This is a genomic window from Pseudomonas fluorescens (assembly GCF_902498065.1).
Lineage (GTDB): Bacteria > Pseudomonadota > Gammaproteobacteria > Pseudomonadales > Pseudomonadaceae > Aquipseudomonas > Aquipseudomonas fluorescens_BJ.
Window position 1 is genome coordinate 49,730 of record NZ_CABVIR010000007.1, and the last position, 13,198, is coordinate 62,927.

General features: G+C 58.8%; 11 protein-coding genes and 1 other RNA gene. 3 read left to right on the forward strand and 9 right to left on the reverse strand.

Annotated elements, in window-relative coordinates; all coding sequences use genetic code 11:
• Positions 1-53 precede the first annotated feature (53 nt).
• Positions 54-977 (reverse strand): hypothetical protein, encoded by a 924-nt coding sequence (locus tag F8N43_RS22225; protein WP_150639756.1) that lies wholly within the window; start codon positions 975-977, stop codon positions 54-56.
• A 246-nt stretch (positions 978-1,223) separates the two neighbouring features.
• Complete coding sequence (locus tag F8N43_RS22230) at positions 1,224-1,769, reverse strand: DUF4410 domain-containing protein (protein ID WP_150634219.1); 546 nt, start codon at positions 1,767-1,769, stop codon at positions 1,224-1,226.
• Positions 1,770-2,176: 407 nt separating this feature from the next.
• Here F8N43_RS22230 and F8N43_RS22235 point away from each other — a divergent pair, with 407 nt between their 5' ends.
• Positions 2,177-3,115 carry an enoyl-CoA hydratase/isomerase family protein gene (locus F8N43_RS22235; RefSeq protein WP_191623757.1) on the forward strand — a complete coding sequence of 313 codons (939 nt, stop codon included), beginning with the start codon at positions 2,177-2,179 and terminating at the stop codon, positions 3,113-3,115.
• Positions 3,116-3,148: 33 nt separating this feature from the next.
• On the forward strand, positions 3,149-3,571 hold the full coding sequence (locus F8N43_RS22240) for an organic hydroperoxide resistance protein (RefSeq protein WP_150634204.1): 423 nt from the start codon (positions 3,149-3,151) through the stop codon (positions 3,569-3,571).
• A 556-nt stretch (positions 3,572-4,127) separates the two neighbouring features.
• Here F8N43_RS22240 and F8N43_RS22250 read toward each other — a convergent pair.
• The 6 genes from F8N43_RS22250 to F8N43_RS22275 form a co-directional block, all read right to left on the reverse strand.
• Complete coding sequence (locus F8N43_RS22250; RefSeq protein WP_150639755.1) at positions 4,128-5,369, reverse strand: OprD family porin; 1,242 nt, start codon at positions 5,367-5,369, stop codon at positions 4,128-4,130.
• Positions 5,370-5,523: 154 nt separating this feature from the next.
• The gene (locus F8N43_RS22255; RefSeq protein ID WP_150654385.1) at positions 5,524-7,263 is read right to left on the reverse strand and encodes an acetyl/propionyl/methylcrotonyl-CoA carboxylase subunit alpha; all 1,740 of its coding nucleotides are present in this window, start codon (positions 7,261-7,263) and stop codon (positions 5,524-5,526) included.
• Positions 7,260-8,879 carry a 5-oxoprolinase/urea amidolyase family protein gene (locus F8N43_RS22260; RefSeq protein ID WP_150639753.1) on the reverse strand — a complete coding sequence of 540 codons (1,620 nt, stop codon included), beginning with the start codon at positions 8,877-8,879 and terminating at the stop codon, positions 7,260-7,262. The genes F8N43_RS22255 and F8N43_RS22260 overlap by 4 nt, the downstream gene beginning before the upstream one ends.
• A gap of 9 nt (positions 8,880-8,888) precedes the next feature.
• Positions 8,889-9,695, reverse strand: a complete 807-nt coding sequence (locus tag F8N43_RS22265; RefSeq protein WP_084321823.1) for a putative hydro-lyase — start codon at positions 9,693-9,695, stop codon at positions 8,889-8,891.
• Positions 9,692-10,462: a LamB/YcsF family protein gene (locus F8N43_RS22270; protein WP_150634199.1), complete on the reverse strand. Its 771-nt coding sequence runs from the start codon at positions 10,460-10,462 to the stop codon at positions 9,692-9,694. Before F8N43_RS22270 ends, F8N43_RS22265 begins: the two co-directional genes overlap by 4 nt.
• Positions 10,463-10,490: 28 nt before the next feature.
• A complete protein-coding gene (locus F8N43_RS22275; RefSeq protein ID WP_150634225.1) occupies positions 10,491-11,723 on the reverse strand; it encodes an NRAMP family divalent metal transporter in 1,233 nt (410 codons plus the stop codon).
• Between the two features lie 264 nt (positions 11,724-11,987).
• Between F8N43_RS22275 and F8N43_RS22280 the strand changes: the two genes are divergently transcribed.
• Positions 11,988-12,653 carry a GntR family transcriptional regulator gene (locus F8N43_RS22280; RefSeq protein ID WP_080995107.1) on the forward strand — a complete coding sequence of 222 codons (666 nt, stop codon included), beginning with the start codon at positions 11,988-11,990 and terminating at the stop codon, positions 12,651-12,653.
• Between the two features lie 97 nt (positions 12,654-12,750).
• Here F8N43_RS22280 and ssrA read toward each other — a convergent pair.
• Positions 12,751-13,144, reverse strand: a transfer-messenger RNA (tmRNA) gene (ssrA, locus tag F8N43_RS22285).
• Positions 13,145-13,198 lie beyond the last annotated feature (54 nt).

Below are 13,198 nucleotides of genomic sequence, written 5' to 3' on the forward strand. Positions count from 1 at the left end.
CAGCGTCCTTGGTAACGGCGATCGTCCAGGCACAGGTCTCGCTCAGGGATTGTTCAATACTCCGTCACCCCATCAACCCTCAACACCCACCCGGCCTCCCCAGGCATCAACCTGTACTGAATCTGCCGCATTCGCCCCGTCCTGCCCGCTCCGGCATCACTGCTGTCATACACCGGAAACCGCCGCACCAGTGCGTTCTCCAGCACGGCAAACTCATCCTCGCCTTGATAACCCTCCGCTGTTGTCGCGTTTTCGCTGACATCCGGCAGATAAATCTCGCTGAGTGATTTCTTCCGATTGGCTGCGTAGGCAATCAACTCACCCGGCAACCTGGGGCCAGGTGATCTGGCGAACACGTAAACCTCCGGTGAGCCATCCTGATCAAGGTCTGCGACTTCCGCCCGGACGATGTCGCCGGTCAGCGGGCGAGTAATGTCCGAGTTGTCGATTTCCAGCCCTTGAGGGGAAATACGTAATGCCCGACGTCCACCCACCAGCTCGCTTTTCACCTGAAAGTGAATGCCTTGCAGTTCGAGCGTCTGGTCAAATGGCGCAGCGCCGTGCGTGCTGTCCACGGGGCTGAGGTGCAATGAAAGGCGGTAATTAGCCACTTCATTGCGCCGCGCGGCGTTGCGCATGAGGTAGACCTGGACCGTGTACTCGCCATCGGCGGGCAGCGGTCCGAGGAAGTGATTACCCATGACCGAGCTGTTGAACAGCGCAAAGTCGGCGCCTTTGGCGGTGATGTTGAAGTAGGCCGAGGTGTTGGACGGCTCGAGGTCGACGGTCAGGATCTGGCCCGCCTTTGCGCTCAGACGGTACTGAGCGGTGAGTTGACCTTTGATCGAGTCGGAGCGCTTGACGGTGTCAGAGTCGCTCTTGAAATCGATCTGTTCGACGCGCGTCGCGACCTCGGTGGCGGCGTGTGTCGGCAGGCAAATCATGGTCGCCAGAAGGGCAGTGACCCAGATGTTCATGTTGATCTTCCTGAGTGCTGCAGTTCGCTGTGTCGCCGCTGCATCTGACACATCAGCATAGAGCCTGCGGCGCGGTGGTCAGGTAAAACGTCAATGACCGAAAGACACATCGGTGGACACCGAACCGGGTTTAAGCAAATCCGGTGGTGGGGATTTCAGCTGGCGAAAAAAAAGCCGTGAAGCTTCGATTTCTCGACGCTCTACGGCTTTGTTCAGTCTGCGCAGCAAGAAACTTTACGAGCCAGATTACTTGGCCTTCGCGCTCTTGATGTCGCTGATGATTTGCTGCGCAATCGCCTGAACCTGCTTTTTGGTCATGGCCGACATCACACCTTCCCATGCCGTCGATGACGTGTCATAGGTTCGAGTGCCGATCAGGCTCCCCGACTTCAAGTCAGAAAAATCGGCACTGGAATTGACCCAGGCGTTACCCACCATAATGCCAGCGGCAACACGTGACCCGGTCGTCAGGTAGCGGAAGTTGCTCACGTTGATGGTGATGCCGACGCCATCCTTGGTGTTCGAACTCGAAGTCTGAGCCTCAGTGAGGCCGTAGCCGGCACGAGTGGCTTCTGCTTGCAGAGCCTCATTCCAGTCACGCTGCAAAAGGGGCCAGTCTTCATTCTGCTGGACCTTGCTGTTCCCTTTGAAATTGACCACCAGGTTTTGCTTTGCCGACTCCTGGATCGCCAGTGCTTCAGAGCCGCCACTTTTTACCGACGCTGCGCAACCGCTCAGAAGAGACGCGGCCAGGAGGAGTGAAAGGGAGAGCAAGAACTTTGGATTTTTCATTGAATTTCCATATCCAGAACGATTGGGAGGGCGTTAACGGCGAATGATGTCGATTTGATGGCGAAAGGCGCGATCCTGAGGTGAAGCGAATGATTTCGTCAAGCGACGCGGGAGCAATCAACATATCGACGACAATCATTCAGGCACAAAAAAGGCACTGGCGATCATCACCAAGTGCCTTTTTTCGCCTGCCGGCTTCCGACTGACGTCACTTGAAAGGCCAAGGTGCGCTGCTAACCTTGATCATTCGGAGCTGCCGACGACAGACGATCTGTTCCGGGCCACCTCTTGATGCGAGTGTCACTCGATCGATCAAGCCGCCCCTCGCCCCAACCGCCCATCGACTCCTGGCGATATCTCCGACACGTGTCTTTCGATAGCACTCGATAGCACTCTGGAGATACCCCATGAAACTACAGTTGCTCAGTGTTGCGCTCATGTTCGCGGGTATGGCGACGGCCAGCCTGACCTTCGCCGGTGAAACGGCCCCAGCCACCCCCTCGAAATCAGCCACGCCCGCCGTTAAACAGGAGATCAAACTCACGCGCGTCACGCCGGAGTACTGGCGCGTCACGTTCCACAATCCGCCGTACAACATCTACGGCCCGGAAACCATGCCGCAATTGAATGAGGTCATCACCGCGCTCGAGACCGACCCGAAGGTCAAAGTGGTGGTGTTCGACAGCGATGTTCCGGATTTCTTCCTTACCCACTATGACTTCGTGCCGCCACTGACGGATACGACGAGTCTGCCCAACGGCCCTACCGGGCTTCCGCCGCTGCCCGACATGCTGGTGCGATTGAGCAAGGCGCCAGTTGTCTCGATCGTATCTATTCGCGGTCGCGCCACCGGCGTCGGCAGTGAGTTGTCACTGGCCAGCGACATGCGCTTTGCCAGTCGCGAAAAGGCCATTCTCTCGCAATGGGAGATCGGCGCCGCGCTGGTGCCGGGTGGTGGCCCCATGGCTCGATTGCCTCGGCTGATGGGGCGTGGGCGCGCACTGGAAGTGTTGCTCACCGGTAACGATATCGATGGCGATCTGGCTGAACGCTATGGCTACGTCAATCGTGCGCTACCCGATGCCGAACTCGATGCGTTCGTCGACACCATGGCCCGCCGTATTGCCCGGTTTGACAAGCAGTCGATCACCGAGATCAAACGCCTGGTCGATGCCTCGAGTTTGCCACCCAACGAGGCTATCGCCGCCGAATGGGACGGGTTCATCGGCTCGGTGAAACGCCCGGCGGCGCAGCAACGGATCAAGCAATTGATGGAGCTTGGCTTGCAGAAGAATGCGGATGTTGAAAAACGCCTGGCGCATCACACCGGCACCCTCGGCGACTGATCAACAACCCCCCACCTATCAGGAGTTATTGTCATGAGCACTGCATTGGAAACCGTCCTGTACACCGCAAAAACCCACACCGTCGGCGGCCGAACCGGCACCGGAAAATCAAGCGATGGCGAGCTCGACGTAAAATTCAGCTCCCCCGGCTCGGGCAAACCGGGGACCAACCCGGAGCAACTGTTTGCACTCGGTTATTCAGCCTGCTTTATCGGCGCGATCCAGGTGGCGGCCGGTAAATTGAAAGTCAAATTACCGGAGGATACGTCGGTGGATGCCGAGGTTGATCTGGGCAAAACCAATGGCGGGGATTTTCAGTTGGCGGTCAGATTGAACGTCAATATTCCTGGCCTGGAGGAGGGCGTTAAAAGAGAACTGGCGGAGGCGGCGCATCAGATCTGCCCTTATTCGCGGATGACGCGGGGCCACGTGGCAGTGGAGTTGAAAGTCGTTTGACCGGGCATCTGGAGGAACGAGCGGTGCGTCAGTCGACTCGTTATCGAGTGCTGGCAGCCTTCTCATTACTAACTCCCAGATGCAACAAAACCCGCTTTTGGCGGGTTTTGTTTTGCTTCTTCAGCAAGCTGATGTGGTTGACCGGGCGTTTGATGCCGGACTACGCCTACAACTTGAACGTATCTACCACGTTTCTGAGTCGCCCGACTTCTGAATCCAAATCTGCACAGGCTCTGAGGGTAGAGCCAAGATTGTCAGTGGTCTGGCGATTCAACTGGCTGATCTCATGCACATCCCTTGTCAGTTGATCGACGGCTGTTGTTTGCTCTTCAGTCGCTGCAGCGACTGTAAGGCACATCTCATCAATCTCGCCGATTTTCGAGACTACTTTTACAAGGCTGGCCTTGTACCTGTTAAAACATCGCGTCAGGATAGAAGCGCCCCTGCGGCGGCCAACTTCATGGCGAACCAGATACTTTGACTTGCGTTATTGGTTGGTAAATTTGTAAGACGTCCAGCACAGGTTGTGGCTGAAAGTTGTCTGGGTGTTTTGCCGTTACCACAATGCCAAGGTGTAACTAAGGATCAGGCGTGTTTCATCCAGGTCATTACCAAAGTTTGACCTGACGGTGGCGTTTCTGACTTTCAGGCCGACGTTTTTCAGCGAACCTGACTGTATGACATAACCAATGTCGGTGTTGCGCTCCCACTCTTTACCGGTGTTGCTGCCAGCGACCAACGCGTTGTCTCCCTGGACATAACGACTCATGAACGTCAGCCCCGGGAGGCCCAGCGCGGCGAAGTTGTAGTCATAGCGCAACTGCCAGGAGCGTTCCTGGGTATTGGCGAAGTCATTGATCTGGACGAAGTTGACCAGGTACGGATCGCTATTGGCAATGTAGGGGAAGGGGTCGTCACCGCTCATGCGTTGATAGGCCGCGGTGAATACGTTGGAGCCCAGGGTGTAGGACACCAGGCCGTTCGCTGCCCGGTTATCGAGGGGGCGGAAGTTACCGTCGTCGGTGCTTTTCGAATAGCGCAGGTCGAACTTCAGCGACTGTTGCTCGGCGAGGGGGATCTCGTAGACAACGCCACCAAAGTACTGCCGATAGACGTTTTCCAGGTTGCCGTAGTACAGGCTGGTGCTCAGGGCCTTGTTGAAACTGTAGGTGCCGCCGGCAAAGCGAAAGTCATCGCTGACGCCGCCAATGCGGTTACCCGTGAAGTCTTGATAATTTGAAGAGCTGTTGAACTTGATTTGCTCCAGCTTGCCGCCTTGCAACATGAGCTTGTCGATGTCCTTCGACGTCAGCAGTGCGCCTTCGAACGTCGCCGGCAGTAAGCGCGTGTCATTGCTCGAGACCACGGGCGTACGGAAGGCGAGTGAGCCGACCTTCAGAATGGTTTCCGATACCTTCGCCTTGGCCGTCAGCTCGAGTTTGGAGTATTCGTCCTGTGAGCCTCGGCCGTTTTTCGAACCAAGGTCCGCCGGCAGCAGGCCCGTGCCGCCGGAACCATCACCGCCGTCAAGCTTGATACCGAGCATGCCGACAGCGTCGACGCCCAGGCCCAGAGTACCTGCGGTATAACCCGACTCGAATCGCAACATGGCTCCCTGCGCCCACTCCGCTGCAGAGTCACGTTGGGTGGTGGGCGGTCCGTTACGAAAGTCACGGTTGAAGTAGAAGTTGCGCAGTTCAACGCTAGCCTTGCTGTCGGCAATAAAATCTGCAGATGCCGTGAATGGGAAAACCAACGCGCAAGTACCCGCGACAGCGAAAGTCGTTTTGATCAACATGCTCTTTATGCTCCAGATAACGGCAGATTTATTGGTTGAGTTTTTATCGTTATTTTGAATGCGCAGTTACATCTACAGTTTTCTGCAGGCAGCACGCGGCAACGGAGTTATTACCCCGTTGTGCGTACTACCGGCGAAAAGAAGAGTGTTTAAATCAATTAACGGTCTTGATGCGGCCAATCACGGAGCCGGCTTCAAAATAGTCACCGGCCTGTTTGGCGATCTGCACCTGACCTTCACAAGGTGCCAGGACCGAGGTTTCCATTTTCATGGCTTCTACAACCGCGATCACTTGCCCGACGCTCACCGACTCGCCGTCTTCGACGACCCAGGTATGCAGATTCCCCGCTACGGGCGTCAGTACCGCCTGCGGATCAGTGACCTCGGAGGGGGTCGTGCTTTCGCTGACGGTGTCCGCTGCGTTCAGGCTGACGCCTCGCAGCAGCGCAGCCGGAAGGCCGAGTTCGTGGCGCTTGCCGTCGATCTCGACAAACGTGCGCAGGATGCCAGGGTCGGCCGATACAACGGCACGTGGGGCGAGAGTGATCTGTTCGGCGAAATCGGTCTCGATCCAGCGCGTGTGCACGGCGAATTTATCGGCACCGGTGAAGTCGTCATGGTCCATCACGGCTCGGTGGAACGGCAGCACCGAGGCGATGCCCTCAATGTTGAACTCAGCCAGCGCGCGCCGGGCGCGGACGATAGCCTGTTCGCGGGTGGCGCCGGTGACGATCAGTTTGGCCATCATCGAATCGAAGGTACTGGGCACTCGCGAGCCGCTTATCACGCCGCTGTCCAGACGCACACCCGGGCCAGACGGTGGCAGGAATTCAGTAATCTGACCGGGGGTGGGCAGGAAGCCCTTGCCCGGGTCTTCTGCGTTGATGCGAAATTCGAAGCTGTGGCCACGTGGAGTCGGCGTCTCACTGAAGGACAACGGGAAACCGTCGGCGATCCGCAGTTGTTCGATCACCAGATCGACCCCAGTGGTTTCTTCGGTCACCGGGTGCTCGACCTGCAAACGGGTATTGACCTCAAGGAACGACAGGGTGCCATCCTGGCTAAGCAGGAACTCCACCGTGCCGGCACCGACATAGCCGGCTTTGGCGCAGATATCCTGAGCAGATTGATGAATACGCTGGCGTTGTTCGTCGCTGATAAAGGGCGCTGGCGCTTCCTCCACCAGCTTCTGATTTCGCCTTTGCAAGGAGCAGTCCCGCGTGCCGACGACGACGACCTTGCCGTGCTTGTCGGCGAGGATCTGCGCTTCGATGTGCCGAGGACGGTCGAGGAACTGTTCGACATAGCATTCGCCACGACCAAAGGCCGCTTCCGCTTCGCGCACAGCGGAGGCGAACAATTCAGCCACTTCATCCATGCGCCAGGCGACTTTCATGCCGCGTCCGCCGCCGCCAAAGGCCGCCTTGATGGCAATTGGCAGACCATGCTGTTCGGCAAAGGCCAGTACTTCGGCGGCGCTTTCGACCGGGCCAGGCGTACCGGCCACCAGAGGCGCACCGACCAGTTGGGCAATTTTCCGCGCCTCGACCTTGTCGCCGAGCACGTCGATGGTCTCCGGGTTGGGACCGACCCAGATCAACCCCGCGTCGATCACCGCCCGGGCGAAGTCGGCCCGTTCAGACAAAAAGCCATAACCGGGGTGCACGGCATCGGCGCCGCTGCGTTTGGCGACGGCGATAAGTTTGCCGATATCCAGGTAAGTCTCGGTCGGGCGCTGGCCATTCAGTGAGTAGGCTTCGTCGGCTTGGCGCACATGCAGGGCGTCGATGTCCGCGTCGGCATAGACCGCGACAGACTGCACGCCGTAGTCGCGGCAGGCGCGGGCGATGCGGACGGCAATTTCACCACGGTTGGCAATCAGTAATTTTTTCATGGAAGTTTTTTCACACCGGCAGTTGAAGAAGAGGCTTCCGTAATGGCTTGAATCTCTTTGAAGCCGTCCAAAGGGTTGAAGCGGATCTGCGCGTTGACAGGTATCTGGCCAGCCAGGTCGAGATGGTAGCTGGCGACTGCGGCGATCACCGGATAGCCTCCGGTCAACGGGTGATCGGCGAGAAACAGAACCGGTTGGCCGCTGGCCGGAACCTGAATGGCTCCGACGGAAGTGCCTTCGCTGGGCAACTCTTGGTGGTTGGTGCGCTCCAGCGGGGTTTCACCGGCCAGACGAATACCGACGCGGTTGGACTGTGAGGTGACGCGCCAGAGTTGGCTGCTCAGGCGCTGGATAGCTTCTTCGGTAAACCAGTCGGTGCGCGGCCCCATCACCACGTCAAGGGTGACGATGTTAGCCGCCGTCGGTAGTTCAAAGGCCGGGGCTTCGTTCAGCGATACGCTGGTGCCGGTGGTCAGCGTGGTAAAGCCCAGTCGGTCGCCGACGGCGAGCGCCGGGGGGCCAACCTGGGCCAGTGTGTCTGTGGACAGGCTGCCGAGCACCGGTGTGACCTCAAAGCCGCCTCGAATCGCCAGGTAGCTGCGCAGCCCCGCCAGAGGTGAGCCCAGACTGACACGGTCACCCTCATCCAGCTCGATGGGCTGGTAGTTGCTTGCCTGCCATTGCAGGCCACTCGCGTTGGTGATTGTGACCGGGGTTTGCGCACCGGTGACGGCGATCACGGCACGGCCATGGCAAACGAAGCTCAGGCCGCCGAGTACCGATTCCACACAGGCCATGTCCGAGCGGTTGCCGACAGCGCGGTTGGCTGCCCGCAGGGCGCCCAGGTCCAGCGCGCCGGAACGGGATACGCCTTGGCCGGTCTGGCCGGGACGGCCCATATCCTGCAGTACGCTGTGCAAACCGGGGGTCATGATTTCCAGATAGGCACCGGTGGGCGTAGCGGCACTTGCCGGTACCGAGGGGGCGGGCAGGCCGCCCGCCGGGAGCGGGCCAGCATCGGTGAACCGCACTTTATAGCCTGGGCGCAGCAAGGCCGATTCAGCGCGGTTCAGGTCCCACATCTGCAAAGGCGTTACGCCGATGATCTGCCAACCACCGGGGCTGGCTTGCGGATAAACACCGCTGAATTCCCCCGCCAGAGCAACCGCACCTGCGGGTATGCGGGTGCGTGGAGTTTGTCTGCGAGGCACTTGGAAATCGGCACCGCCGGTGAGGTAGGCGAAGCCCGGAGCGAATCCGCAAAAGGCCACGCTGTAGTCATGGGCGGTGTGGCGTCGGACCACCTCGGCGCGGCTGATCCCCAGCAGCGTGGCGACCTCGTCGAGGTCTTCACCATTGTAGTGGACCGGAATTTCCACCCGGCGATGTTCGATCGCGCGGCGCTGGCTCAGGTCCTGGCCAGCGATACAATTAACGAGCGCCTGCTGCGCAATGGCGCTGGGGCGGAACTGGATCAGCAGGGTTCGTGCGGCAGGAATGATTTCTTCCACGCCCGCAATAGGCTCCGCGATCAGGGCGTCGAACAGCGCCAGGGTCTCGTCGAGGTCTTTCAATTCGACGAGCAGGGCGTCCAGGTTGACCGGTAGAAAGCGCACGGGAGACTCCTAGACGTGGTAAGTGCTGTCGGGCACATCGGTGATGAACATGTGGCCGGGCGCATGAGTGATCGCAAAGGGCACACCCGAAGCCGCTACCGCAGCCTGTGGCGTCACACCGCAGGCCCAGAAAACTGGAACCTCGCCAGGCTCAATGCGCACGGCGTCGCCAAAATCGGGTCGGCTCAGGTCCTGTATGCCGAGCAGCGCAGGCTCACCGATGTGCACCGGGGCGCCGTGGACGGAGGGATAGCGCCCGGAGATTCCACTGGCCTCTGCCACGCGATCGGGCGGGATCGGGCGCATGGACACGACCATTTCTCCCTGTAGGCGTCCCGCCGGACGGCAGGCGCGATTGGTACGGTACATGGGGACGTTACAGCCATCTGCGATATGCCGCACTTCGATGCCCGCTTCTTGCAAGGCGGTTTCAAAGGTGAAGCTGCAGCCAATCAAAAACGCCACCATATCGTCGTGCTCAGCCCAGGCTTGGGTGGCGTCGCTGACTTCCTCGACCATTTTTCCGTCCCTCCAGATGCGATACAGGGGGATATCGGTACGCAGGTCTGCGCCTTCAGCCAGCAGTGTTCTCGGACTGCCCGCATCGCTGACGTCGAGGACCGGGCAAGCTTTCGGATTGCGCTGGGCGTATAGCAGAAAGTCGTAGGCCCATTCGCGCGGCAAGGCGATCAGGTTGGCCTGGGTCATGCCCGGGGCGATACCGGCTGTGGGGGTTACCAGTCCGCCACGGTAGGTTTTGCGTGCTTCCTGGGCGGCGGCAATGGCCGACTGGCGGGCGCGGGCGAAAGCATTCATGGACGATCTCCAGCAAAAGGCCGCAGGGACAGGTTGGCGTGCTCCAGGACTCGGCGCAGTTCGCGAGCCATTTCCACGGCAGCGGGGCTGTCGCCATGAACACAGATTGAGTCAGCCTGGATTCGGGTTCGACTGCCATCAATGGCCTCGATGGTGCCGTCTTCGACCAGGCGGAGCATGCGTTGGGCCACTAGCTGGGGATCGTGCAGCACGGCCCCCGGCTCGCGTCGTGAAACCAGGGTGCCTTGCGGTGTATAGGCACGGTCGGCGAAGGCCTCCGCGACACACTGCAAGCCCTCGTTACGCGCCAACTCAATCAGATCGGAGCCGGCCAAAGCCACCAGTATCAGCGTGGGGTCGATGGCGCGGATAGCTGCGATCACCGCCAGCGCCTGGCGGCGGTCGTGGGCGATGGTGTTGTACAGGGCGCCGTGGGGCTTCACATAGCGCACCGAGGTGCCCGCGGCCTTGGCCAGGCTTTGCAGCGCGCCGATCTGGTAGATCACGTCGGCAGTCAGCTCATCGCTGGCCAGGTCCATGTTTCGTCGGCCAAAGCCCACTTTGTCCGGGTACGCGACATGGGCGCCAATGGTGACGTTTTTGGCTGCTGCGGCTTTCAGTGTCCGCAGGATGCCCGCCGGGTCTCCGGCATGAAAACCGCAGGCGACATTGGCGCTGGTCACGATATCGAGCATCGCGTCATCGTCGCCCATGCTCCAGGCGCCGAAGCTTTCGCCCAGGTCACTATTGATATCTATCGTTGGCATTCACGTGACTCCTTTTTCGTTATCAGGCTCAGACGACGTTGAGGAAGGCAAAGATCGGCCCGACGGATTTGATTGCCATGTACCAGGTCAGCATGCAGGTCAGGACACCCAGCACCAGGAGCCAGCGTGGGTAATGGTAACCGTCCATGAGGTCGGATCGGCGCCAGCCGACGTAGATGAAGATGCTCAGGCCGATTGGCAATATCAGGCCGTTGAAACCGCCTGCGAAGAGCAGCAGTGCGGCAGGAGCAGTACCCATCAGGACAAAGATCAGCAGCGATAGGGCGATGAACACTGTGGTGGCGCGGTTGCGCCCCTGCTCAGTGATGTTCGGCTTGAACACGGTGATAAAGGAGATGGAGGTGTAAGCGGCGCCGATCACGCTGGTGATACTGGCGGCCCAGAGGATGAGACCGAAGACGCGCAGGCCGATCTGCCCGGCCGCTGCCTGAAAGGCTTGTGCGGCCGGATTGGCGCCCTGACCCGAGGTGTCGATGATTACGCCGCTGGCAACAACGCCGAGGATGGCGAGAAACAGGATGTAGCGCATGAGGCCGGTGACCAGGATGCCGCTCAGGGCTGCTTTGGTCACTGCCTGGAGATTTTCAACCCCGGTAGTGCCGCGATCCAGCAGTTTGTGAGCCCCCGCATAGGTGATGTAACCACCCACCGTGCCTCCGACAATGGTGGTAATGGTGGCGAAGTTGATCTGGTCCGGAAGTACGGTCTGGTAGAGGGCTTCACCCAATGGCGGGTTGGAGGCGAAGGCTACGAACAGCGTCAGGCCAATCATCACCAGGCCCAGCACGACGATCAGCCGGTCGACCGCCAGTCCGGCGCGGTGGGAGAGGAAGATGCCGATGGCCAGCAGGGCGCTCAGACTGCCGCCCCATTTTGCATCAAGCCCCAACAGCGCGTTCAGACCCAGCCCGGCACCGGCGATGTTGCCGACGTTGAATACCAGCCCGCCGAAGATCACCAGCACCGCTAGCAGGTAACCACTGCCTGGAATCGCTTTGTTGGCCACATCTGCGGCACGCATTCGGGTCAGGGAGACGATACGCCATACGTTAAGTTGAACCACGAAGTCGATCAGAATCGACGCCAGGATACCGAACGCAAATGCCGCCCCCATCTTGGCTGTGAACGTGGCGGTCTGGGTGATGAATCCAGGACCGATGGCAGAAGTCGCCATCATGAAAATCGCGGCGATCAAAGAAGCGCGCCGCGCTTTTGTAAACTCTTGAGTGGTCTGTGTCACGGCATCCACGGCATCATTCCTACGGTGAGAGATACCTTGACAGAGCAATGAGCATGCCAAGAGTCAAGCAAACCTGGCGCAATGTAGGTGGATCAACGCTTCTTTGTTGAACAATCCTGTTCTTGTGGTTGAGCGAATGGCACCAAATTGTTACCTCACCCTATAAAAGTGCTACTTAATGAAGCGCGCTACCCGTTTCGTCCTTGTGCCATGCACTAAGCTCTGATGGAATAATCGAGCGGTTTTTCTCACCTTGGATTTTTTATGAATGACGCCTCTCCCGCTCTTCCTCGAACACTGGGAGAATCCATCACCCAAGAAATACGCAGAATGCTGGTCGAGGGTGAACTCGTGCCCGGCCAACGCCTTTCAGAAGCCGCACTGGCCGAAAACCTGGACATTTCGCGGAACACCTTGAGAGAGGCATTCAGAGTCCTGACGCGTGAAGGGTTGCTCAAACACGAACCCAACCGTGGAGTAACAGTTGCGGAGCCTGACATGTCGTCGATTATCGACATCTACAGGGTGCGCCGTTTCATCGAATGCAAGGCGATCGCCCAAGGCTACCCCCAACACCCAGGCACCCTGCACATGCAAGAGGCGGTCGAATTAGGCGTCCGCGCGCGCGAAGCGAAAGATTGGGTAGCGGTCGGCACTGCCAACATGATGTTCCACAAATCAATCGTCGAACTGGCCGACAGTCCGCGCCTGCTCGTTTTTTATGGGCAGATATCGGCAGAATTGCGGCTGGCCTTTGGACTGCTCAACGATCCCCAATTCCTGCATTTGCCGTTTCTCGATATGAATGCTTCGATACTTCGATGTGTTGAGGAAGGCCGCTCAGACGAGGCGACTATTATGCTGGATGCCTACCTGGTCCAATCGGAGCGAACTGTCTTGGCAGCCTATGAGCGCAGCAGGAACCGATAGTCGACTTGATATGCGGTGCAGGTAGGCCTGAAACACCTGTATTCACTGGATTTCAGGCACAAAAAAAGACGTCCGTAGACGTCTTTAAATGATTATTTGGTGGAGCCGGGGGGATTTGAACCCCCGTCCGCCAGTACTCCGCTGTCGGTACTACATGCGTAGCCGTGTCTATTAAGTTAACCCTCAGCGACCCGACGGGCAGGGTGCTTTGGGCGAGTTGTGTAAGTTTTAGCCGCTTCGTCCACAACGTACTGCACGGCGATTCTGTTCTATATGACAATCACTTTGGGTTTACAGACATCCCCTGATGATTGCTGGACCCGAAGGTACCAGGAGGGAAGGGCTAAGGCTGCTTACGCAGCGAGAGCGTATTCCCCGTAGGTTTCGTCATTGGCAACTATAGAAAGTTGCAACAGTGGATTTACGAGTTCTGTTACCAACTCGGCATGCACCTAAAGTTTCGCGACCGGCGTCGAATCCTAAACGGCCCCGAGCCTGTTGCTCTGTGAATCAAAGTGAGCAACAAGCCTGCGCAGTGTACGCCA

What these genes read in the sequence shown, in the direction of transcription:
- F8N43_RS22225 (WP_150639756.1), bottom strand. Translation starts at nt 977, where the DNA reads ATGAACATCTGGGTCACTGCCCTTCTGGCGACCATGATTTGCCTGCCG.
- F8N43_RS22230 (WP_150634219.1), bottom strand. Translation starts at nt 1,769, where the DNA reads ATGAAAAATCCAAAGTTCTTGCTCTCCCTTTCACTCCTCCTGGCCGCG.
- F8N43_RS22235 (WP_191623757.1), top strand. Translation starts at nt 2,177, where the DNA reads ATGAAACTACAGTTGCTCAGTGTTGCGCTCATGTTCGCGGGTATGGCG.
- F8N43_RS22240 (WP_150634204.1), top strand. Translation starts at nt 3,149, where the DNA reads ATGAGCACTGCATTGGAAACCGTCCTGTACACCGCAAAAACCCACACC.
- F8N43_RS22250 (WP_150639755.1), bottom strand. Translation starts at nt 5,369, where the DNA reads ATGTTGATCAAAACGACTTTCGCTGTCGCGGGTACTTGCGCGTTGGTT.
- F8N43_RS22255 (WP_150654385.1), bottom strand. Translation starts at nt 7,263, where the DNA reads ATGAAAAAATTACTGATTGCCAACCGTGGTGAAATTGCCGTCCGCATC.
- F8N43_RS22265 (WP_084321823.1), bottom strand. Translation starts at nt 9,695, where the DNA reads ATGAATGCTTTCGCCCGCGCCCGCCAGTCGGCCATTGCCGCCGCCCAG.
- F8N43_RS22270 (WP_150634199.1), bottom strand. Translation starts at nt 10,462, where the DNA reads ATGCCAACGATAGATATCAATAGTGACCTGGGCGAAAGCTTCGGCGCC.
- F8N43_RS22280 (WP_080995107.1), top strand. Translation starts at nt 11,988, where the DNA reads ATGAATGACGCCTCTCCCGCTCTTCCTCGAACACTGGGAGAATCCATC.